We start from the raw sequence: 23,599 nt of genomic DNA on the forward strand, positions 1-23,599 counted from the left end.
TGGCTCTGATAACAGAAAGAATGCGGCGCGCCGTAACCTCTGGCGCGCCGCATCTCCCTCAGGAAGCAAAGAGGGACGGTTATAAATAGTCGAACTGTGCGTGCTGGGTACGAACGGAATCCAGCCCGATCATCACATTGAATTTACCCGGTTCTGCCACCTGCTGCATCTGCTGGTTCCAGAACTTCAGCGCATCGACATCAATCTTAAAGGTCACGGTCTGCGACTCGCCCGCTTTCAGCATGATGCGCTTAAAGCCGCGCAGCTCCTGAACCGGCCGGCTGATGGAGGCAACCGGATCGTTCAGATACAGCTGCACCACCGTTGCACCGTCGCGCTTGCCGCTGTTGGTCACCGTGACGCTGGCTTCAATGCTGCCGTTACGCGGCATGGTCGATGAGGACATTTTTACCGGCGACACGGTGAAAGTGGTATAGCTCAGGCCATAGCCAAATGGATAGAGTGGGCCGTTAGCCGCATCGTAATAGTGCGAGGTGTATTTGTTCGGCTTCTCCGGGTTATACGGACGGCCGGTCGGCAGATGGTTGTAGTAGATCGGAATCTGACCGACTGAACGCGGGAAGGAGACCGGCAGCTTGCCCGACGGATTGTAATCTCCGAACAGCACGTCAGCGATAGCATTGCCGCCTTCGGTGCCGCTGAACCAGGTTTCCAGCATCGCATCGGCCATCCGGTCTTCATTCACCAGCGCCAGCGGACGGCCATTCATCAGCACAATCACCAGCGGTTTGCCGGTAGCCTTCAGCGCGGCTAACAGCTTCTGCTGGCTGGCCGGGATCACCAGGTCGCTGCGGCTGGAGGCTTCATGCGCCATGCCCTGCGCTTCACCAACCGCCGCAACCACCACATCTGCCTGCTTCGCTTTGGCCACCGCATCATCAATCAGCTGCTGCGGCGAACGCGGATCGACCGACACCGCCTGCTCATACAGGTTGAGGAAATCCTGAATGCCTTTGCTATCGGTGATGTTGGCACCTTTTTCATACAGCAGCGTCGCTTTGCCGGCTGTGGCATTGCGCATTCCCTGCAGCAGCGAAATGGACTGCTTCGCTACGCCGGCCGCCGACCAGCTGCCCATGATATCGCGCTGACTGTCCGCCAGCGGGCCAATCAGGGCAATGGTGCCCGACTTCTTCAGCGGCAAGGTCTCCAGCCGGTTTTTCAGCAGCACCATACTTTTGCGTGCGACATCGCGCGCTTCGGCCCGATGCAGGCGACTTTCGGCGTTGGTATCCTGCGGATCGCTCTCTTTCGGCCCCAGATGGCTGTACGGATCGTTAAACAGCCCCATGTCATATTTGACATTGAGGACGTGACGCGCCGCATCGTCGATCTCCGCCATGCTGACCGCACCGCTCTTCACCAGATCGGGCAGATATTTGCTGTAATATTCGTCGCTCATGCTCATATCGACGCCCGACTTCAGCGCAATACGCACCGCATCCTGTGGATCGCTGGCAACACCATGCTTAATCAGTTCTTTAATGGCACCGTGATCGCTGATGGTGATGCCTTTGAATTTCCACTTATCGCGCAGCAAATCTTTCAGCAGCCAGCTATCCGCCGTGGCCGGTACTCCATTGATTGAATTCAGCGCCACCATCACGCCGCCGCTGCCTGCATCCAGCGAGGCTTTATAGGGCGGCAGATAATCCTGGAACATCCGCTGCGGACTCATGTCGACTGTGTTGTAATCGCGTCCGCCTTCCACTGCGCCATACAGCGCGAAGTGTTTAACGCTGGTCATGATGTTATAGCGGTCAGCCGCGCTTTTGCCCTGCATCGACTGCACCATGCTGCGGCCCATTTCGCCGGTCAGGTAGGTATCTTCACCAAAGCCTTCTGAGCCACGGCCCCAGCGCGGTTCCCGGCTGACGTCCACCATCGGCGCCCAGGTCATGTTGAGGCCGTCGTCGGCGGCTTCATAGGCGGAAACCCGCCCCACCTCTTTTACCGCATCAAGATCCCAACTGGCGGCCAGGCCGAGCGGGATCGGAAAAATAGTGCGCTGCCCGTGAACCACATCGTAGGCGAAGAACAGCGGAATTTTCAGCCGGCTGAGCTGCATCGCCTGATCCTGCATCGCGCGGATATCCTGACGGGTAACGGTATTGAAAATCGCGCCAACCTGACTTTTCTTGATCATCTCACGGATGACTTCTTTTGGATTATCAGGCCCGACGCTGATTAAACGCAGCTGGCCGATTTTCTCATCCAGCGTCATTTTGGTCAGCAGATCGTTGACGAACGCATCCCGCGCCTGTTCGGTCATCGGGTGGTTACCTGGCACTGTCTCAGCCAATGCCGGTTGCATCGCGAGGGAGACAGCGAGACTAACAGAGTAAATCCATTTCATCAGGGTGGGTTCTCTTAAGTAACTGCGCAATATCGAATAAACAGGCGGCAGTGTGCCACAAGAAGAGAATAGCAGGTAGCCTGCCGGTGTCACACTGCGTTGCAGTGAGTTGACGTGCTACAGTAATGACGCACTGATAAGACAAGGGAATTGCCCATGAAACAGACCTCTGCCCTGCTTTCTGACCTACGCCGCCTGGTCGGCCCCGCTCACCTGCTCACCGAACCTGAACAGACCGCCCGCTATCGTAAAGGCTTTCGCTCCGGCGAAGGCGACGCGCTGGCGGTGGTGTTCCCTGCCACCCTGCTGGAGCTGTGGCGGGTGCTGCAGACGCTGGTGAATGCCGATGCCATTATTCTGATGCAGGCGGCCAATACCGGCCTGACGGAAGGCTCTACCCCGCACGGCGATGATTACGATCGCCCGCTGGTGATCATCAGCACCCTGCGGCTGGATAAGCTGCAGTTAATCGATGACGGTAAGCAAGTGCTGGCGTTCCCGGGCAGCACGCTCTATCAGCTGGAGAAAGTGCTTAAGCCGCTGGGACGCGAGCCGCATTCGGTCATTGGATCGTCGTGCATTGGCGCCTCGGTGCTGGGCGGGATTTGTAATAACTCCGGCGGATCGTTGATCAAACGCGGCCCGGCCTACAGCGAAATGGCGCTGTACGCGCAGATTGATGCGCAGGGAAAACTGCGGCTGGTTAACCACCTTGGCATCGATTTAGGCCAGTCGCCGGAAGAGATCCTCGGCCGGCTGGATGACGATCGCTGGCAGCAAACCGATGTCCATCATGACGGTCGCCACGCCTCCGATCACGATTACGCCAGCCGGGTGCGTGAAGTCGATGCCGATACGCCAGCCCGCTATAACGCTGATGCCCGCCGCCTGTTTGAGGCATCGGGCTGTGCCGGGAAGCTGGCGGTGTTCGCCGTACGTCTCGACACCTTTGCCACCGAGCCTCAGCAGCAGGTATTTTATATCGGTACCAACGATCCGAGCGTGCTGAGCGATATCCGTCGCCACATGCTGGCGCACTTCAGCAACCTGCCGGTGGCGGGCGAATATATGCACCGCGACATCTATGACATCGCTGAGGTCTACGGCAAAGACACCTTCCTGATGATCGACAAGCTGGGCACCGACAAGATGCCGCTGTTTTTCACCCTTAAAGGCCGCGTTGACGCCTGGCTGAGCAAACTGTCGTTTATTAAACCGCACTTCAGCGACCGGCTGCTGCAGCGTCTGAGCCGATTGTTCCCGGCCCATCTGCCGAAACGCATGAAGCAGTATCGCGACAAGTATGAACACTATCTGATGCTGAAGATGTCGGGCGATGGCGTTGCGGAAGCCCGCAACTATTTACGCGATTACTTCCGCGAAGGCGGCGGCGAATACTTTGAGTGTGAAGGCAAAGAAGGGGCTCACGCCTTTCTGCATCGCTTTGCCGCGGCGGGCGCGGCAGTTCGTTATCACGCGGTGCACGCGGATGAAGTGGAAGATATTCTGGCGCTGGATATCGCATTACGCCGCAACGATCCGGACTGGTTCGAAACCCTGCCTGAGGCGATAAAAGCCTCGCTCAGCCATCGTCTCTACTACGGCCACTTCTTCTGTCACGTGTTCCATCAGGATTACATCGTCCGGAAAGGGGTCGACGCGCATGCGCTGAAGGCGCAGATGCTGGAGATTTTACAGGCGCGCGGTGCGGAATATCCGGCTGAGCACAACGTCGGACACCTCTATCAGGCCAAACCCCAACTGGCGGCGTTTTACCGGCAACTCGATCCCACCAACAGCTTCAATCCGGGCATCGGCAAAACCAGTAAACTGAAAGGCTGGGCGGTCAGACAGCCTTAAGCTGTCACCCGCTAGCACATCTGCGACCCAGGCCTGCCACGCTGAGCAGGCTTTTTTAATGGTCTGTTTTGGCTTAAATACATTTCGCCTCTGCACCGCACCTTTATTAACAATCTTTATTAGCTAAAAAAACATTCACAGCGATAAAAATTAATTATCAGTATTAAGTCGCAATTGCTTTATTTTCGTATTATTTCTTTCTGCACAATCTCTCACAAAAGATCGATCGCCCGATTGATAATTCGCGTCGCGAAAAATAGATTGGCTCCAGCACTTATTTATGACATCCCGCACCCTGGCGCTCTATTCAGCAAGGAATCGCAATGCGAAAATTTAATTACGCGTTAGCTTTAATGCAATTAGTTATTCTGGCCAGTACCGGATCCGCCTTATGGCTTCACCCGGTTAAGGCGGCTGGTTTTATTGACGATTCTTCACTGGGCGGTAATCTTTTTTACTGGCAACGTCAGCGTGATCGAAAAGAGATCGACCCAAACAGTGAACACAACGGTGAATATCGGGCTAACCTGCACCACACTACGCTTAACGCTAATCTCGACTTCCAGTCAGGGTACGCCGCCGACTGGCTGGGCCTCGATCTCGCCGTGTTCGGTGCAGCCGAACTGGCCCACAGCGGCCCGGCCGCACCGAATGAAATTGGCTTCAGCCGGGCACGTAATCGCTGGGATGAAGATTGGCAGGGCGACACCAGCGGTGCCTCGCTGTATAAAGCGGCGCTGAAAGCCCGATATCAGGACTACTGGTTACGGGCGGGTTATATTCAGCCAGCCGGACAGACATTAGTTGCGCCACACTGGAGTTTTTTACCCGGCACCTATCGCGGCGCGGAAGCCGGTGCCATTTATGATTTCGGCCAGGCGGGCGAATTATCGTTTTCATATCTGTGGAGCGATAAATATAAAGCCCCCTGGTATCGTGATTTATATCATTTCCGACAGGCAGATGGCGTAACGGATATTCGTTACCTGCATTCTTTCGGCGTTAAATATGATTTCAAAAACAGTCTGGTGCTGGAAGGCGCTTTTGGTCAGTCAGCTGGCTATATCGATCAATATTTTGCTAAAGCGTCGTGGACAATTCCACTCACTGGCAACGACCTGCGAACCAGTTATCAATTTTACGGCGCGCAGGATAAACAACATGGCGGCGCGAGTAATGCCAGTGATGTTTATGACGGCCTCGCCTGGTTACAGGCGATCACCTTCGGCTATACCGTCGGTCCGGTCGATTTGCGGCTCGAGGGCAGCTGGGTCAAAGCAGAAGGCAATCAGGGCTTCTTCTTACAGCGCATGACCCCAGGCTACGCCAGCTCCAATGGCCGCCTGGATATCTGGTGGGATGCCCGCTCTGACTGGAACGCCAACGGTGAAAAAGCAATCTTTGCCGGTGCCCTGCTCGATTTAACGCCGTGGCAGCTGGCGGGATGGAAAGTGGGCGGTTCCTGGGTCTGGGGCTGGGATGCAAAGCCTTCCAGCCAACCCGCCTTCGATCAGCGCCAGCGGCTGACTGAATCAGCCTGGAACCTCGATCTGATCTACCAGATTCAGCAGGGTCGCGCCAAAGATACGCTGTTTAAGCTGCACTACACCCGCTACGACAATCACAGCAATCTGCCCAGTTACAGCGGCGGCTACGGCAACATTTTTCAGGATGAGAAGGATATCAAGCTGATGGTAATCGCGCCTTTCACCCTGTTCTGACCTTGCGGCTCTGACCCGGCTATCGCTTCTGCCGACATAAGGATAAAGAAAATGGTAAACCCACGTTTTTTCGCGCTCAGCCTGCTGAGCGTTGCTCTGGCCAGTCACGCCAGCCTGTCCGACCAGCAGATTGTTAATCAAATCAGCCAGTTCGGCGTCACTTATCAGGTGACCGATAATCTGGCTGCCCTGCATGGCACAAACTGCGCCGCACTGGGTGCCGACTGGTCTTCCTGTAACCGCGCCACCATTACCCTGACCAATCATGGCCCGGCGCTGACCAGCAAAAACTGGGCAATCACCATGAGCAACGTGCACCAGACGCTGCGGGTAGATAACGACCAGTTTAAGATGACGCACATTGTTGGCGATCTGACACGCCTTGAGCCAACCGACAAGTTCACCGGTATTGGCGCGGGTGAATCGGTGACGATCCCAATCGTTAACGAGTACTGGCAGCTATTTATCACCGATGTGATGCCGCGCTGGTATGTGACCGCCGGAGAAGCGACGCCAAAAATTATTGCCAGCACCGACAGTGAGGATCTGAGTCAGTTTGTGCTGCCCTTCGGCGATAACTGGCGACGCAGCGCCGACGACCAGAACATCCTGATGCAGCCGGTCAGCCGTTTTGATAAAAACAGCGATATCGCCACCCTGCCGGCCTCGGCGTTGCGCGGTCAGATCAGCCCGACGCCGCTTGAAGTCAAACTTCACCCGCACGATGCCACGCTCAGCCACGGCGTGAAGCTGTCGCTTAACGGGCTCAACACAGCCACTCGCCAGGTAGTCAGCCAGCACTTCGAACGACTGGGGGTTAAACAGAGTGCAGCGGGCTACGCGATCGCCAGCGAAATCCGGCCCGACCACTTCAGTGGCAAACTGGCGAAGTCCGGTGCCTACCAGCTGAATATCAACAGCCGCAGTGCCCGAGTGGTGGGCTACGATGCCGCGGGCGCTTTTTATGGCCTGATGTCGATTCTGTCGCTGGTACCCGCCGACGGCACAGCGCAGATCGCCACGCTGGAAGCGCGGGATACGCCGCGTTTTGCCTATCGCGCCGCCTTCCTTGATGTGGCGCGTAATTTCCACAGTAAGCAGGTGGTGCTGCGGTTGCTCGATCAGATGGCGGCCTGGAAGATGAACGTTTTCCACTTTCATCTCAGCGACGATGAGGGCTGGCGCATCGAAATCCCCGGCTTACCGGAATTAACCGGGGTGGGCAGCCAGCGCTGCCATGATGTCAGCGAGCAGCGCTGCCTGCTGCCGCAGCTCGGCTCCGGGCCGTTTAGCGACAACAACGGCAGCGGTTACTTCAGCCGCGCCGACTACATTGAGATTGTGGAGTATGCCGCGGCCCGCCATATCACCGTAATGCCGGAGATCGATATGCCGGCCCACGCCCGCGCGGCAGTAATTGCCATGGAGGCGCGCTATCAGCGGCTGATGCGCGCCGGGCAACCCGAACAGGCCAGCGCATATCGCCTGCGCGATCCGACCGACGATTCCAATACCACCTCGGTACAGTTCTACGATCGTACCAGCTACCTCAACCCGTGCATTGATAGCTCTCTGCGCTTTGTCGACAAAGTGATTGGGGAGATGCAGGCGATGCACCGTCAGGCGGGACAGCCGTTAACCCGCTGGCAGTTCGGCGGTGATGAGGCGAAAAATATCCGTTTTGGTGCCGGCTATTCCGATCGCCAGCACCCTAAGCCCGGCACTGGCCTGCGTGACTGGCAACAGGAAGATCAGCCGTGGGCGAAATCGCAGGTCTGTCAGGCGCTGGTGAAAAGTGGCAAAGTCACCGACCTGACCCACCTGCCGAGCTATTTCGCGCTGGCGGTAAGCAAGACGGTTAACCGGCACGGTATTGGCAACATGCAGGCATGGCAGGATGGGTTAAAAGACGCGCAGAACGCCCGCGCCTTCGCCACGCCGCGAGTGGCGGTCAATTTCTGGGATACCCTCTACTGGGGCGGTTTTGACAGCGCCGGCGACTGGGCGCAAAAAGGCTACGATGTGGTGATCACCAGCCCGGATTACCTCTATCTGGATTTCCCGTACGAAGTGAATCCACTTGAGCGCGGTTATTACTGGGGCACCCGCTTCAGCGATGAACGTAAAATATTTGCCTTCGCGCCGGACAACCTGCCGCAGAATGCCGAAACCTCGACCGATCGCGACGGTAAATATTTCACGGCTAAATCGGATAAGCCGTGGCGCGGTGCCTATGGCATTTCGGCTCAGCTGTGGAGTGAAACCGTGCGCACCGACCCACAGATGGAATATATGATTTATCCCCGCCTGTTCGCCGTGGCGGAACGCAGCTGGCATCGCGCCAGTTGGGAGCTGGACTATCAGGCCGGACGCGAATTTATCGGCGGCCAGACCCGTCTGGTCGATCGGCACGCACTGCAGCAGGACTGGCAACGCTTCGCCAATCTGCTGGGACAGCGTGAGCTGGCGAAGCTGGATAAATCCGGTATCGGCTACCGCCTGCCGCAGCCTGGTGCGAAAATTATCAACGGCGTGCTGACGATGAACGTGGCGCTACCGGGCGTGACGCTGGAGTACAGCCTCGATAAGGGCAGCCACTGGCTGCGATATGATGCCATCCGACCGCCGGCGGTAAGCGGTGCGGTGCAGATCCGCTCGGTGAGTGCTGATGGCGAGCGTCACAGCCGGGTTGAAACGCTGTAAGGCACAGTGGTAGTTGAAGCGGTCAGCCTGCTGCCGGATCGGTATAGACCCGGAGCAGTGCGCCGCGATGAAAGGCCGCTCGGCATGAGATAAAAAAGGCCGACATGCGTCGGCCTGATATTTATGACAGCAGCTGCTCGTCGGAGGAGGCTATTGCCGCCTGCGGGCGACGCTCGATGATCATGGTTTGCGGCGTAGAGAGCATAATGCCCTCTTTACGCAGGCGGGTCAGAATATCAAACAGCAGGTCGCTCTTCGCCCCGGAGATCTGGCGCTGCCCGGCTACGTTGCCGGTCACGCTCAGCACAATCCCCTGCTGGGTCAGATCCTTAAACGACACCGACGGCTCTGGCGTATCCAGAATGCGTTCGTTTTCGTTATAGACCTCCAGCAGGATATCGCGAACTTTAGAAGGATCGATATCCAGCGGGAAGGTGAGCGTAATCGTTACCACACCCTGCGCATTACCCATGGTGGCGTTACGCACGTTCTGCGAGATGAACTGCGAGTTCGGCACGATAACGGTGGATTTATCACCTAGCTGGATCTCGGTGGCGCGCACGTTAATCCGGCGGATATCGCCTTCAATACCGCTGATGGTCACCAGATCGCCCACTTTCACCGGACGCTCGGTTAACAGAATCAGCCCCGAGATAAAGTTCTTCACAATCTCCTGCAGACCAAAACCGATACCGACCGACAGCGCACTGACAATCCACGCCAGTTTGTTCCACTGCAGCCCCATGATCGACAGAGTCAGCAGGATAATCAGCACGTAGCCAATGTTGCTGAACAACGTCACCAGCGACACCCGCATGCCAACATCCATGGTGGTTTTTGGCAGGAAATCATTGTCCAGCCAGCGGCGAATCGACCGCAGCACATAGATGCCGACCACCAGGCAGACCAGCGCATTGACCATATGCGCCGGAACAATATTCAGCGACTCCAGCCCTTTACCGCCCCAGAACTCAATCGCTTTTTGCAGCAGTTCAATCGGGGTCGAAGAGGCGAAAGTCCCGTTAAGCAGCGCCAGCACCACAAACAGCACCAGCACGGTTTTACCGAGGGCCGTCAGCAGGGTGGCGGTTTGTTGCAGATGGCGCTCGTTGATGTTCAGCGAGCTCTGGATGCGTCGTCCGGAGGAGTTACTGGTCGAAAACAGGCTTTCGCAGCCATCACTCAGCAGATGGCTGAGGAAGTAGAACGAACCAAACAGCAGGCCGCACCAGATCACCTCATAACTCAGGAAGCGCGCCAGCGTTACGTAGCCAATAACCAGCGACAGCAGAATCGCCAGCGCCGTCAGGGTCAGGCCCATCTGAATCAGCCCGACCAGCGTCGATTGCGCTTCCGGCGGCGTGCCCGCCTGCGTCATGCGGCGGCGAACCCGGTTGGTGCGGATGCTGATCGCCAGCGCGGTGCTGCCAATCAGTAACGCCGTCAGGCCGTTAGCGAAGATAGTGGTGTTCAGGCTGGTGCCGACGCTGTAGTTAAACGCCTCCACCGTCTGGAAGATAAACACCAGTACGGCAGTGATCGGCGGGAAAGGCTTCAGCGCCATCGCCACTTCATTAGAGATAGTCGGCAGGCGCCAGCTTGGCCGGCGGGTAGACAGAAACGCGCGGCCCAGTCCGGCAATTAAACCGCAAAACACGCTAAGCTGAACCAGACGATCAACAAAATCCTGTACGTTATCTGACACGTCATCACGGCGGGTAAATGCCAGCGCGATAAAGTTGAAGGTCAGGACCACCGCCACCAGCGTGGTGATGGCAATCGCTGCCGCAAGGAAACTGCGACGCAACCGCCCTTCCGGCAATTTATGAATGCTGACCCAGGCAAGAAACTCTTCGCTGTAGCGGCGGCCAATCGTCATCACCAGCAGCGCTGCCAGTAGCCAGGCCACGCTGCCAAAACGCCAGCCCGGCTCCCACGACAGCGCCGCAGTATCCTGCAGCTCCTGCAGGAATTCGCTGATTTTCTCGCCGTCCAGATCCTGGCTGCTAAGCACCGGTGCCCAGAAACGCGGTCCGAGGATGCTGCCCGAGTTGAGCGCCAGCTGGCTCTTAAGCTGATCGCGACGCAGGTTAACGATTTGCGATGAGAGCATCAGCGCACCGTTTTTGATGCCCTCTGCCTGTTTGATCTGATCGTCAAGCTTGCTCTTCTGATTTTCCAGCGCATTACGCTTGCGCGTTACCTCCGGCGTCTCTTTCATGCCGCTGTCCGGCTTCGGTGCCGGTCCCAGCACCGCCAGTTGAGCATCAAGCTGCTGGCGATCGGGCAGCAGAGCCTGGCCCAGCGTGTCGGCGTTACCTGACAGCTCCAGCGCCATTTCATTCAGCTGCGTCAGCTTGCTTTCGCCGGTATCGCCCGAGATCTGGCTTTTGATTTTATCGAGGATCTTCTGCATTTTAGGCAGTTCAACCGCAGCATTGAGCTTTGGTGGAGCATCTTGTTCTTGTGCGGCACTCGCCGCATCATCCGCCGCCTGCGACCACGCCGGGGCAAACGCCACCAGAGCCAGCATTAACAGCGCAAAAAGGGATCGTAGCTTAAACATATCAGTGAGATTCCAGCAGCATAATCAGGCGATCTACCCTCGCCATTCGCGCGTAGTGTAGGGCTTTGCAAGCGATGAAACTATAGGAATAGCGGGCAATTATTGTTCCGTATTCAGGCTGTTCCTGCCGCAACGGAAACCACGGGCCTCCGTTGCGGCTGGCGGGCGGATCACGGCGGTTGCGGCCGTGTCGCCCTCTGGTGCAGCCCAGAACATCACCGGAGCGCCTGAGGCGCTACACCGGCGCGGGTCTACTCAACCCCGGCACTGCTGGCACCATTGCTGGCAACCTGACCTGATTTCTGTTTTTTGTAGGCCAGCGCGGCAGCAGGAACGGGTGCAGCCTTGCCGGTTTCGATCCAGTCGCGCAGGCGGTTGGCATCGGCGAAGTGGGTATATTTACCAAAGGCGTCCAGCACCACCAGCGCCACCGGGCGATTGTTGATCATGGTGCGCATCACCAGGCAGTGTCCCGCCTCGTCGGTGTAACCGGTTTTGGTCAGCTGAATGCGCCAGTCATTTTTGTACACCAGATGGTTGGTATTACGGAACGGCAGCGCGTAGCTCGGATGGGTAAATACCGCAGTTTCTTCTTTGGTGGTGCTGAGTGCGCCAAGCAGCGGATATTCCCGCGTTGCCTTCAGCAATTTGATCAGATCTTCAGCATTCGAGACGTTTTGCGTCGATAAGCCCGTCGGCTCAACGTAACGGGTATGTTTCATGCCCAGCGCGCGCGCTTTGGCGTTCATCGCCTGGATAAAGGCGTTATAACCGCCCGGATAGGCATGCGCCAGGCTGGCAGCGGCGCGGTTCTCCGACGACATCAGCGCCAGTAACAGCATATTGCGGCGGCTGATCTGGCTGTTGAGTTTGACGCGAGAAAACACCCCACGCATTTCCGGCGTCTGGCTGACATCGACCGTCAGCATTTCATTCATCGGCAGGTGCGCGTCCAGTACCACCATCGCGGTCATCAACTTAGTGATCGAGGCAATCGGCCTGACGCGATCCGGATGGCTGGAGAACAGCACTTTATTGGTGGTGAGATCGACAATCATCGCGCTGCCAGAGGCAATCTGCGGTTGCGCAATCGGCGCCATTTGCGACAGTGAAGTTGCCGCCTGCGCGGGGAGTGCGATCCCCTGCCCGGAAACGAGCAGCGCCAGCGAGAACAGAGTGAAACGAATTTTTGCAGGCATCACAGAAAAAAGACCCGGTTGAAATTGTGCGCTGTGTCAGACACAGGCCGCCGGCGTCAAGGCAGTCAGAGCGCGGGCTGGCAGCAGCATCATACGCTGAAGGTTAAGAAATTTCCTGGTGAGATTGTTTCCGGGCGTTAAAAAGCGGGCTGCCGTCAGACCGGCGGCAGCCGCAGATCAGAACAGGCGTGGTCCGTAACCCCACAGAATCACGGTCATCGCCAGTAACACTTCAAATACCAGCACGCCAATTGCCAGCGTTGAGCCGGAAAAACGCAGGCTCTCTTCACGGTCAATATTGAGGAACAGCGGAATGCCGATATAGAGCAGATAGCCGGTATACACCAGCGCTAAGGCGCCCACCAGTACGCAGAGCCAGACCAGCGGATAGAGCGCCACCAGCCCGCTAAGAAACAGCGGCGTCGCAACGTAACCGGCAAACACGGTACAGCGCTGCACGCCTGGCCGTTGCGGATAATTACGGGCCATCCAGTGGATTACCCGGCCCATCACCGCGACGCCACCAAGAATAATCAGATAGAACAGAATACCCAGCCCGATCCCGGTCGCCAGATTCAGTTGCACAAACTGCCCCTCGCCCAGGTTCCAGCCCAGCTGGGTAGTGCCGATAAAGGCGCAGATAACCGGAACGGCCGCCATCAGCAGGACATGGTGGGTGTAATGGTGCGAGACGCTCTCATTCTCTTGCTTGATATGGCGCATTTCCTGATTCGGATGCGCCAGAAGTCCCCAGACATGGTTCATACAGTCACTCCTCTGATGCAAAGGGCTGCCCGGAACGGCAAGAGGGTCTCTGAGGGCAGCGACACTTCAAGTATAAACGGCAGTACAACTTTCGTGGCGGCTGGGCAAAAAAACAGCAAAAATAAGCGCAGTGGCGGTCGGCGGGCGGAAGCGAAGCCAAATCGCGTATAGACTTAAGCAAACAGCCATAAACAGGGAGTGCCATTTTGCATTTGGATATCAACGGATTAATTACCCAGTACGGGTATCTGGCGCTGCTGATTGGGTGTATCGCCGAAGGGGAAACCTTTACCCTGCTCGGCGGTGTCGCCGCACATGAGGGACTGCTGCACTATGCTGGCGTGGTGGTGGCCGCGATGGCCGGCGGCATCATCGGCGATCAGTTGCTCTACTGGATTGGTCGCCGCTACGGTGCGCGCATTCTGCGGCGGCTTAAAAAACATCAGGATAAGGTGGTCAAGGCTAACCGGCTGATCAAGCGCCGGCCGAGCCTGTTTGTGATTGGGGTGCGCTTTATGTATGGCTTCCGCCTGATTGGCCCGATCATCATCGGTGCCAGCCGCCTCAATCCGATGAAATTTTTCATTCTCAACGTGATTGGGGCGGCAATCTGGGCGCTGATTTTCGTCACCCTCGGCTACTTTGCCGGCGGCATCATCGCTCCGTGGCTGCACAAACTGGATCAGCACCTTAAACATCTGCTGTGGCTGGTCAGTGCCATTGTGTTTGCCTTTGTGCTGCGCTGGGTGATCCGCCGCTGGCATAACCGTCGGGCCGATCAGTAACCTTTAAACTGCGGATTCGCCAGCATGAACCCGCCATCGATGATAAACGACTGGCCGGTGGTGTAAGTCGCCCACTCAGAGCAGAGCCAGGCCACCATGCTGGCAATTTCGTGGGTGTCACCGGGACGGCCAGCCGGAATTTCCGGCATCTTCACCTGATGCGCATCCTCATCGGTCATCTTGTTCATCGGCGTGGCGATAGCGCCGGGTGCCACCGCATTGACCAGAATGTTGTGCGGCAACAGGCTCAGCGCCATCGATTTGGTCAGGCCGCCGGCCGCATGTTTTGCCGCCGTATAGGCCACCGAACCGGGCAGCGGCGTATGCTCATGCACCGAAGTGATATTGATAATGCGTCCGCCTTCGCCCTGCTCAACCATCTTGCGGGCAGCAATCTGGCCGCAGACAAACACGCCATCGACATCCACTGCGAAGGTTTTACGCCAGTCTTCATAGGTGACATCGAGGAAATCCGCTTTGAAATTGGCACCGGCATTGTTTACCAGCACATCGATCCGGCCAAACTTATCGATCAGCTGTTGCAGTGACTGACCGCCCCGTTCAGGGTCAGCCAAATCGAGCTGAATAATTTCGGCACGCCGGCCAATCTCCCGCACCCGCTGTGCGGTGCGCTGCGCGCCCTCTTCGTCTGAACGCCAGGTGATACCAATATCGAAGCCCTGCTCTGCCAGCATTTCGGCGCAGCGGCTGCCAATGCCTGAGTCTGATGCGGTGATAATAGCGACTTTGCTCTGGGATGTGGTCATAACGGCCTCCTTTAGGAAAGTGTCATCACCAGTATAACCGTCCTGAAAAATTCGCCCGCCGTCAGCGCCCCTTCGATTAATCAGACGCTGATCCAATCGCTACGCTGAATTAACCCTCTGTGCCAGGCCGCCGCCGACGCTGCCGCCTCGACTATAGTTAGCAATGACACTAACAGGGAGACCAGGATGAGTAAGGTAAAACGCAAGATTGAGGACCACGGCGTGATTGGCGATTTGCGCACCTGCGCGCTGGTCGCCAATGACGGTACCATCGATTATCTCTGCTGGCCTGAACTCGACAGCCCTTCGGTCTTTTCCGCGCTGCTCGACAGTGATGACGCCGGGCTTTTCTCTCTGGCCCCGGACTGGCAGGACGTGCGCCGTCAGCAGCTCTACCTGCCCGATACCAACATTTTACAGACCCGCTGGCTGGGCGATGAGGGCGTGGCCGAAATCACCGATTACATGCCGATTTGCGATGATGATGCCAAACTGCCACGGCTGATCCGGCGGGTAAAAATGGTGCGTGGTAAAGCGCGATTCACCATGCGTTGCTCACCCCGTCACGACTACGCCCGGGCGCAGACCCGCGCCGAAGTGCAGCGCGGCTGTATCGATTTTCATGCCGAAGGCCAGCCCTCGCTGCGCCTGGCCGCCACCGTGGTGATGACGCTGGAAGAGAACAGCGCCACCGCCAGTTTTATCCTGCAGGCCGGCGAGCATGCTGAATTTGAATTTGGCAGCGTCAACGATGCGCACATTGAAGCGCTCTCCACTGAACACTGTTTCGAACAGACGCTGAATTACTGGCGTCGCTGGAGCGCCCGCAGCACCTATCAGGGCCGCTGGCGCGAGATGGTACAGCGTTCCGCCCTGGCGCTTAAGCTGCTGACCTCGCATCGCCACGGTTCGATTGCCGCCGCCGCCACTTTTGGCCTGCCGGAAGAGCTGGGTGGCGAGCGCAACTGGGATTATCGCGCCTCGTGGATCCGCGACGCCTCATTCAGCATGTACGCTCTGATGCGTCTTGGTTACGTCGATGAAGCCAAACATTTTACCCAGTGGGTCGGACGCTGCGTCGAAAACAGCCATCACGATGAGATGCGCCTGCAGGTGATGTACCGGCTGGACAGCGGCACCGAACTGCATGAAATGGAGTTGCTCAATCTGTCGGGCTACGGTGATTCACGCCCGGTGCGGATCGGCAATGATGCGTGGCAGCAGACCCAGCTGGATATTTATGGCGAACTGATGGATGCGGTCTATCTCGCCAATAAATATGGCGAAGCTATTTCACAACGCGGCTGGCTGCACGTCACCCAAATGATCGACCGGCTGTGCGACAACTGGAATCAGCCGGATGCCGGTATCTGGGAGATGCGCGGCCAGCCGGAGCATTTCCTTCACTCACGGCTGATGTGCTGGGTGGCGATGGACCGCGCGCTGCGTCTCGGCATGAAGCGATCGTTACCGATGCCGTATGAGCGCTGGGATCGGGTGCGCCGCGAGATTCGCGAAGATATCTGGGCCAACTTCTGGAACAGCGAGCGCGGCCACTTCTCCTCTACCCGTCACGGCGATCATCTTGATGCGTCGATGCTGCTGATGCCGCTGGTGCGTTTTGTCGGCGCGACCGATCCCGACTGGATTGCCACGCTGGATGCCATCAAAGCCAATCTGGTCAGCGACGGCATGGTGCGGCGCTACAACATTGATGAAACGCCGGCTGACGGTCTGCAAGGATCGGAAGGCTCGTTTGGCGCCTGCTCCTTCTGGTATGTCGAATGCCTGGCGCGCGCTGGCCGGATTCAGGAGGCGCATTTCGAATTTGAAAAGCTGCTGAGCTACGCCAGTCCGCTTGGACTCTACGCCGAAGAGTTCGACAGCCGCGGACACGCTTTGGGCAATACGCCGCAGGCGCTGACCCATCTGGCGTTAATCAGTGCCGCCTTTTTCCTGAACCGTAAACTCAGTGGCGAGGTGACGTTGTGGCAGCCGTGAGTCCGGCTTTTTACGGCGGTAAGCGGCTGAAAAATGCCGATATAACACGGTAAGTTACGTAAAGTATTTCAGGCAGGTTAAAATCCTGATTCACATCGTCAGATTAATGAACATATAATGCGCAGCAGGTCACATTGGCCAGCATGGGTTCGACACATTGACAAGCCTGAAACATGGCGATAAAGACTTGTAAAATATGAAAATGAGCATTCGCGCGTTCGCTTCAATCGCATTGGCTTTGGCGGCGTTTAGCCAGTCAGCCTTTGCTGTGGTTTACCCGTTACCGCCGGCCAACAGCCGATTGATCGGGGAAAATATCGAGATTACTGTTCCTGAGGACAGCAAGTTGCCGCTGGAAGCCTTTGCGGCACAGTACCAGATGGGCCTCAGCAACATGCTGGAAGCCAATCCGGGGGTTGACGTTTATCTGCCAAAGGCTGGCAGTAAAATGATCATCCCACAGCAGCTGATCCTGCCTGACGCACCGCGCGAAGGTATTGTGATTAACAGCGCTGAGATGCGTCTCTACTACTACCCGAAAGGCAGCAAAACCGTGGTGGTGTTGCCGATTGGTATCGGTGAACTGGGTAAAGATACCCCGATCAACTGGACCACAACGGTAGAACGTAAGAAAGATGGCCCGACCTGGACGCCAACCAAAGCGATGCACGCAGAATATGCGGCGCGCGGCGAGAATCTGCCTGCGGTGTTCCCGGCCGGTCCGGACAACCCGATGGGACTGTATGCGCTCTATATCGGCCGTCTGTACGCGATTCACGGTACCAATGCCAACTTCGGTATTGGTCTGCGTGTCAGCCACGGTTGTGTGCGTCTGCGTGCCGAGGACATCAAATGGCTGTACCAGAATGTGCCGGTCGGGACACGCGTACAGTTCGTTGATCAGCCGGTCAAAGCCACCGTTGAGCCAGACGGATCGCGTTATGTTGAAGTACATAACCCGCTGTCGACCACCGAAGAGCAGTTCAACTCACGTGAACTGGTGCCGATTACACTGACGCAGGCTGTCAGCAAAGTGCTGGTAGACGCCAGTGTCAATCAGGACCAGGTGAACGGTGCCATTCAGGGCCGTACCGGTATGCCGGTAAAAGTGAACGGTGTGGAGAACAACATCCAGACCGCGCCGGTTGACGTGCCAGAGAACCCGCAGGCTGCGCCACAGGAGCAGCCGATGACGCCGGTGACCTCGCAAGGGGCTAACACCGACGCCGCACAGCCACAGCAGCCCGCCGCTGCCCCTGCGCCAGCCACGGCCGATAACCCGTCGTAATCGCCGTTACGCTCACCGAAGCCAGCGCCTGTCGCTGGCTTTTTTATTGCCTGCGTTAGCGGTTTTTTTCGTTGCTCTTCTTCTCCGCCTCCAGATTGCCTACCGCCCGCTGAGCCTGTCGCCGCGCCCGATCGCCCGCCAGTCCGTCATGTTACTGTCATACAAAGCGCGTATCACACTGCGTTGTACCGGTGCAAATCAGCATCCGGCATCAGCAACTCGAGGTACACCATGAGCGAAAACAGTCTCTCTTCTTCCTCATCGACCCGGCGCCCTGATTTCAACGGCAAAAGCAGCCGCTTTAGCAAGCCGCTGTTTTTCATTCTGCTGGTGGCCGGGCTGGCCTTTGCTGGCCTGAATCTGGTCAATGATGTTGAACAAACCAACATGCCGGTGACCAGCTATCTGCCGTTCTTTTTGCTGGGACTGGCGCTGCTGATCGCGCTGGGCTTTGAGTTCGTCAACGGCTTTCACGATACCGCCAACGCCGTCGCCACGGTGATCTATACCCATTCACTGACCCCAGGCACCGCAGTGATCTGGTCCGGCATCTGTAATTTCCTTGGCGTGCTGCTCTCCAGTGGCGTGGTCGCTTTTGGCATCATTTCCCTGCTGCCGGTCGAGCTGATTCTGCAGGCCAGCAGCGGCAACGGCTTTGCCATGGTTTACGCCCTGCTGTTCTCGGCGATTATCTGGAACCTTGGCACCTGGTATTTCGGTCTGCCCTCCTCCTCTTCGCATACCCTGATTGGTTCTATTATCGGCGTCGGCGTAGCGAATGCGATGCTGCACGGCCGCAGCGGCCTGAGCGGGGTCGACTGGGATCAGGCGCTGAAGGTCGGCTATGCGCTGCTGCTGTCGCCGGTGGTCGGGTTTGTCTGCGCCGGGCTGCTGCTGTGGGCGATGAAGCTGTTTATCCGCAATCGCCAGCTCTATAGCGCGCCGCAAAACGACCAGCCACCGCCGGTCTGGATCCGCGGCCTGCTGATCCTGACCTGTACCGGCGTCTCCTTTGCGCACGGCTCAAACGACGGTCAGAAAGGAATGGGGCTTATTATGTTGATCCTGGTCGGCACCATGCCGATCGCTTACGCCCTCAACCGATCGCTGCCCGCCGATCAGATCCCGCGCGTCGCGGCATTAACCGAAGTCACCGAACATCAGCTGCTGCAACTGCAGCCGGCCGCGCCTCAGCCGCCGGCCGCCCGCGACGTGCTGATCGGGTTTGTTGGCAGCAGTCAGTTCAATCCCAACGTGTTACCGGCGCTGGCGATGACGCTCAGCGAGATTGGTGACCAGATCCGCCGCTACGGATCGATGGAAAATATCCCGGCACAGTCGGTAGCCAACACCCGTAACCAGATGTACCTGGCGTCGGAGTCGATCAAGCACCTGCAAAGTGCCGAAGTGAAGCTGCCGGAGGAGACCGAACGTAACCTGAAAGCGGTCAAAACCGAGCTGGACAGCGCCACCCGCTTTATTCCGATGTGGGTAAAAGTGGTGGTGGCGATTGCGCTGGGGCTCGGTACTATGGTCGGCTGGCGACGGATTGTGGTGACGGTGGGCGAACGGATTGGTAAAACCCACCTCAGCTATGCTCAGGGGGCCAGCGCCGAGCTGGTGGCGATGGCGACCATTGGCGCTGCAGATGCCTTTGGCCTGCCGGTTTCCACCACCCACGTGCTGTCGTCGGGCGTGGCCGGTACCATGGCGGCCAACCGTTCCGGTTTGCAGCTATCGACGCTGCGTAATCTGGCTATCGCCTGGGTGCTGACGTTGCCGGTGTCAATTATGCTCTCCGCCCTGCTCTATTGGCTGTTTATTCATCTCTGACAGCCTGACACCGGCTGGCGCTTAGCCTGCCCGCCGGTTTTGCCAGTAAAGCCGCAGCGTAATCAACAGCGCACCCAGCACCATTAGCGCTGCCGCCAGATAAACCGACTGCATTCCCCAGTGACCAATGAACAGTCCGGCCACCGGACCGGTCAGCCCGAGGCCCAAATCAAGAAAGGCGGAATAAGTGCCCAGTGCCGATCCCTGATCCTGACGCTCGACCCGTTTGACCGCCTCGACGCCGAGCGCCGGAAACACCAGCGAGAAGCCGCAGCCGGTGAGAAAGGCGCCCGCCCCGACCAGCCAGGCACTGTCGGCCTGCCAGATGATGAGCAGCCCCAGACACTCCAGCAGAAAAGAGAACAGCGAAACCTGCAGCCCGCCAAACTGGGTGATAAACCGGCCAAAGCCGAGGCGCACCAGCACAAAGCCGAGACTAAACACCGACAGCGCGTAGGCCGCACCCTGCCAGTCACGGCTGGCAAAATAGAGGGTAATAAAGGTGGCGATGACACCGAAACCGATGGTGCCACAGCCGAGCGCCAGGCCATACAGCCAGACGCGGGAGAAGACCCGGTGAAACGGAATACGTTCGCCAACGCTGACGGTGACCGCCGGTTTGCGGCTGGCCATCAGGTAGCCGCCTATCCCCATCAGCGCAATCAGTCCGGCAAAGCCGCTCATGCCAAATCCGCTGTTGAGCATCACCCCAAGCGGCGCGCCAATCGCCATGGCCAGATAGGTGGCGACGCCGTTCCACGAGATGACGCGTGCGGTTTGCAGCGGGCCAACGATATTCATGCCCCACAGGGTTGAGCCGGTGCTGCTGAAGCTTTCGCCGACGCCGAGAAACAGCCGCCCCAGCGCCAGCAGCGCCAGACTCAGCCACGGCCATTCGCTCAGCAGCGCAGCAATAATGGTCAGTACGCCGCTCATGCCGCAGCAGAGTAATCCCAGCATCACCACCCGTTTTGGACCAAGGCGATCGGCCAGCCGGCCCGACTGCGGACGACTGAGTAAGGTGGCAAAATATTGAATGCTGATGATCAGCCCGGCGACAAACGAACTGAACCCGAGGTGATTTTTGACAAAGCCTGGCAGTACCGCCAGCGGTAGTCCAACGGAGAGATAGCAGAAGAAGGTGAAAACAATGACGGAGAGGATACGTTTATTGAGCTGGCTGTTGCTCAATACGGCGACATCAGACATAGCAGGCTTGTAAGGTAGAGGAAATTTTCCCCACTATACCGTCAGGCTGCTAACGGGTCGCCTGATTTTTTATCACAAACCATGAACATCAGCGTGACAATCGATGGCGCGGGCAATCGTATCTGAGGATTTTAACGCGCGGATTTCACTGAATAAACCCTCGGCTTCGCCGTAGGCTTTGCGCAGATAACCGAGCCACTGTTTGATGCGCGCAACGTGATACAAGCCGGTATCACCCTGCTTTTCGAGGCGGGTATATTTTTGCAGTAATTTCACTACCTCAGGCCAGGCCATCGGCGGTTCATTATATTTTACTACCCGACTGAGATTGGGGATGTTCAGGGCACCACGGCCCAGCATCACCGCATCACAACCGGTAATACGCAGACAGTCCTGTGCGCTTTGCCAGTCAAAAATCTCGCCGTTGGCGATCACCGGAATCCGCAGCCGCTGGCGAATATCACCAATCGCCTGCCAGTTGATGGCGTCCGCACGGTAGCCATCTTCTTTGGTCCGGCCGTGTACCACCAGTTCGCTGGCTCCCGCCTGCTGAACCGCGTCGGCAATCTCCAGACTGCGGGCGCTGGAATCCCAGCCAAGCCGCACTTTGACCGTCACCGGTAACGCTGCCGGTACCGCTGCACGCATTGCTTTCGCACCGCGATAAATCAGATCGGGATCTTTGAGCAGGGTCGCCCCGCCGCCGCTGCCGTTGACCAGCTTTGAGGGACAGCCGCAGTTGAGGTCGACACCCCACGAGCCGAGTTCCACCGCACGAGCGGCGTTCTCTGCTAACCATTCGGGATGCTGCCCCAGCAGCTGCAGACGCACCCGCGTGCCGGATGGCGTGCGGCTGCCATGATGCAGCTCGGGGCAGAGACGGTAGAAGGATTTTACCGGCAGCAGTTGATCGACCACGCGCAAAAACTCGGTAATGCAGAGATCGTAGTCGTTCACTTCCGATAACAGCTGGCGCACCAGCGAATCAAGCACGCCCTCCATCGGCGCCAGTAAAACCCTCATACTCAGACGTTTCCGGTACGCTTCGCTGCCGGACGACGCGGACGGGCAGCAGGCCGGTCACCCTGTGGAGCAGGCTGGCTCTGACGACGCGCCTGAGGACGCTTTTCGCCGGATGAGCGTGGCGCACCGGCACCTTGTCCACCCTGACCACGACCCCGACCGCCGCCGCCGGCACCGCCACGCGACTGCTGCTGACGGCCGTTGATGATCGGCTCAGCTTTAATGCTGGGATCGGGCTCGTAACCGGCAATCGCCAGGCGTGGGATCTCACGCTTCAGCAGACGCTCGATGTCACGCAGCAGTTTATGCTCGTCAACGCAGACCAGCGATAACGCCACACCGGTAGCCGCGGCCCGACCGGTACGACCGATACGGTGGACATAATCTTCGGCGACGTTAGGCAGCTCGTAGTTCACTACGTGCGGCAGCTCTTCAATATCAAGGCCACGCGCTGCGATGTCGGTCGCAACCAGCACACGAATGCCGCCGGACTTAAAGTCGGCCAGCGCACGGGTACGGGCACCCTGACTTTTATTGCCGTGGATAGCGGCGGCGGTGATGCCGTCTTTACCCAGCTGCTCAGCAAGGTGGTTTGCGCCGTGCTTGGTACGGGTAAAGACCAGCACCTGCTGCCAGTTACCTTCGCCGATCAGCTGCGACAGCAGTTCCCGCTTACGCTTCTTATCCACGAAGTGAACCTGTTGCGCCACCTGCTCTGAAGCGGTGTTGCGGCGTGCCACTTCCACCAGCTCCGGATTGGTCAGCAGTTTCTCGGCCAGCCCTTTGATCTCGTCAGAGAAGGTGGCGGAGAACAGCAGGTTCTGGCGTTTGGCCGGCAGACGCGCCAGCACGCGACGGATATCGTGGATGAAGCCCATATCGAGCATGCGATCCGCTTCATCCAGCACCAGCACTTCGACCTGAGACAGGTCAACCGCGTTCTGTTGCGCCAGATCCAGCAGACGACCCGGGGTCGCAACCAGAATATCGACGCCGCCACGCAGTTTAAGCATCTGCGGATTGATGCTGACGCCGCCGAACACCACCAGCGAACGCAGCGGCAGATACTTGCTGTATTCACTGACGTTCTCGCCCACCTGCGCCGCCAGTTCACGGGTCGGGGTGAGGATCAACGCCCGTACCGGACGACGACCGCGCACCGCGCCCGTGTTGGCAGAGAGTTTTTGTAATAACGGTAAGGTAAAGCCGGCCGTTTTGCCGGTGCCGGTCTGGGCACTCGCCAGCAGATCGCGGCCTGCCAGCACCACAGGAATCGCCTGGCGCTGGATAGGTGTAGGTTCGCTGTAGCCTTGTTCGGCAACAGCGCGCAAAATATCGGCACTCAGGCCGAGAGAGTCAAAAGACATTAAGTGTTTTACTCCGGTCCGCTCTGGCCGTGATTCACGGTGTAGTTTTCAGAGGGATAGTGACGCCAGCTGGGGCTAACGCGTGAAAAGGGCACAAACTACGATGCGTAAGCGGGCGAGTGTAACAGCTTTAAC

The 23,599-nt window shown here is 57.8% G+C and carries 15 protein-coding genes; 7 read left to right on the top strand and 8 right to left on the bottom strand.

What is annotated here, in order from left to right; all coding sequences use genetic code 11:
- Window positions 1-79 precede the first annotated feature (79 nt).
- Complete coding sequence (gene bglX / locus AABB92_RS08570; protein ID WP_031377408.1) at window positions 80-2,377, bottom strand: beta-glucosidase BglX; 2,298 nt, start codon at window positions 2,375-2,377, stop codon at window positions 80-82.
- 156 nt (window positions 2,378-2,533) lie between these two features.
- On the opposite strand from bglX, the gene dld reads away from it, so the two are divergent.
- The 3 genes from dld (at window position 2,534) to AABB92_RS08585 (ending at window position 8,661) form a co-directional block, all read left to right on the top strand.
- Window positions 2,534-4,237 carry a D-lactate dehydrogenase gene (gene dld, locus AABB92_RS08575; protein WP_031377409.1) on the top strand — a complete coding sequence of 568 codons (1,704 nt, stop codon included), beginning with the start codon at window positions 2,534-2,536 and terminating at the stop codon, window positions 4,235-4,237.
- A 353-nt stretch (window positions 4,238-4,590) separates the two neighbouring features.
- Window positions 4,591-5,958 carry a chitoporin ChiP gene (gene chiP, locus AABB92_RS08580; protein WP_046288543.1) on the top strand — a complete coding sequence of 456 codons (1,368 nt, stop codon included), beginning with the start codon at window positions 4,591-4,593 and terminating at the stop codon, window positions 5,956-5,958.
- A 51-nt stretch (window positions 5,959-6,009) separates the two neighbouring features.
- Window positions 6,010-8,661: a beta-N-acetylhexosaminidase gene (locus tag AABB92_RS08585; RefSeq protein WP_046288439.1), complete on the top strand. Its 2,652-nt coding sequence runs from the start codon at window positions 6,010-6,012 to the stop codon at window positions 8,659-8,661.
- 121 nt (window positions 8,662-8,782) lie between these two features.
- Here the strand turns inward: AABB92_RS08585 and AABB92_RS08590 are convergent, their stop codons facing one another.
- The 3 genes from AABB92_RS08590 to AABB92_RS08600 all read right to left on the bottom strand — a co-directional run bounded on the left by AABB92_RS08590 (window position 8,783) and on the right by AABB92_RS08600 (window position 13,191).
- Complete coding sequence (locus AABB92_RS08590; RefSeq protein ID WP_031377410.1) at window positions 8,783-11,227, bottom strand: DUF3772 domain-containing protein; 2,445 nt, start codon at window positions 11,225-11,227, stop codon at window positions 8,783-8,785.
- Between the two features lie 251 nt (window positions 11,228-11,478).
- A complete protein-coding gene (gene pbpG / locus AABB92_RS08595) occupies window positions 11,479-12,426 on the bottom strand; it encodes a D-alanyl-D-alanine endopeptidase (RefSeq protein ID WP_031377411.1) in 948 nt (315 codons plus the stop codon).
- A gap of 177 nt (window positions 12,427-12,603) precedes the next feature.
- Window positions 12,604-13,191: a Yip1 family protein gene (locus AABB92_RS08600; protein ID WP_031377412.1), complete on the bottom strand. Its 588-nt coding sequence runs from the start codon at window positions 13,189-13,191 to the stop codon at window positions 12,604-12,606.
- Between the two features lie 206 nt (window positions 13,192-13,397).
- On the opposite strand from AABB92_RS08600, the gene AABB92_RS08605 reads away from it, so the two are divergent.
- A complete protein-coding gene (locus AABB92_RS08605; protein WP_031377413.1) occupies window positions 13,398-13,976 on the top strand; it encodes a DedA family protein in 579 nt (192 codons plus the stop codon).
- Here the strand turns inward: AABB92_RS08605 and AABB92_RS08610 are convergent.
- The gene (locus AABB92_RS08610) at window positions 13,970-14,743 is read right to left on the bottom strand and encodes an SDR family oxidoreductase (protein ID WP_031377414.1); all 774 of its coding nucleotides are present in this window, start codon (window positions 14,741-14,743) and stop codon (window positions 13,970-13,972) included. The genes AABB92_RS08605 and AABB92_RS08610 overlap by 7 nt on opposite strands.
- A 186-nt stretch (window positions 14,744-14,929) precedes the next feature.
- Here AABB92_RS08610 and AABB92_RS08615 point away from each other — a divergent pair, with 186 nt between their 5' ends.
- From AABB92_RS08615 to AABB92_RS08625, 3 genes are all read left to right on the top strand, one after another.
- The gene (locus tag AABB92_RS08615) at window positions 14,930-16,744 is read left to right on the top strand and encodes a glycoside hydrolase family 15 protein (protein WP_031377415.1); all 1,815 of its coding nucleotides are present in this window, start codon (window positions 14,930-14,932) and stop codon (window positions 16,742-16,744) included.
- Between the two features lie 196 nt (window positions 16,745-16,940).
- Entirely contained in the window at window positions 16,941-18,032 is a 1,092-nt protein-coding gene (locus AABB92_RS08620) for a L,D-transpeptidase family protein (protein WP_031377416.1), read from the top strand.
- Between the two features lie 231 nt (window positions 18,033-18,263).
- Window positions 18,264-19,865, top strand: coding sequence for an inorganic phosphate transporter (locus AABB92_RS08625; protein ID WP_031377417.1), 1,602 nt, complete (start codon window positions 18,264-18,266; stop codon window positions 19,863-19,865).
- A 21-nt stretch (window positions 19,866-19,886) separates the two neighbouring features.
- Here AABB92_RS08625 and AABB92_RS08630 read toward each other — a convergent pair whose 3' ends face one another.
- The 3 genes from AABB92_RS08630 to rhlE all read right to left on the bottom strand — a co-directional run bounded on the left by AABB92_RS08630 (window position 19,887) and on the right by rhlE (window position 23,464).
- The gene (locus AABB92_RS08630; protein WP_046288440.1) at window positions 19,887-21,074 is read right to left on the bottom strand and encodes an MFS transporter; all 1,188 of its coding nucleotides are present in this window, start codon (window positions 21,072-21,074) and stop codon (window positions 19,887-19,889) included.
- A 72-nt stretch (window positions 21,075-21,146) separates the two neighbouring features.
- Entirely contained in the window at window positions 21,147-22,097 is a 951-nt protein-coding gene (dusC, locus tag AABB92_RS08635) for a tRNA dihydrouridine(16) synthase DusC (protein ID WP_031377418.1), read from the bottom strand.
- A gap of 2 nt (window positions 22,098-22,099) precedes the next feature.
- Window positions 22,100-23,464, bottom strand: a complete 1,365-nt coding sequence (gene rhlE / locus AABB92_RS08640) for an ATP-dependent RNA helicase RhlE (protein ID WP_031377419.1) — start codon at window positions 23,462-23,464, stop codon at window positions 22,100-22,102.
- Window positions 23,465-23,599 lie beyond the last annotated feature (135 nt).

This window comes from Pantoea brenneri, from assembly GCF_038594305.1.
Classification (GTDB): Bacteria; Pseudomonadota; Gammaproteobacteria; order Enterobacterales; family Enterobacteriaceae; genus Pantoea; species Pantoea brenneri.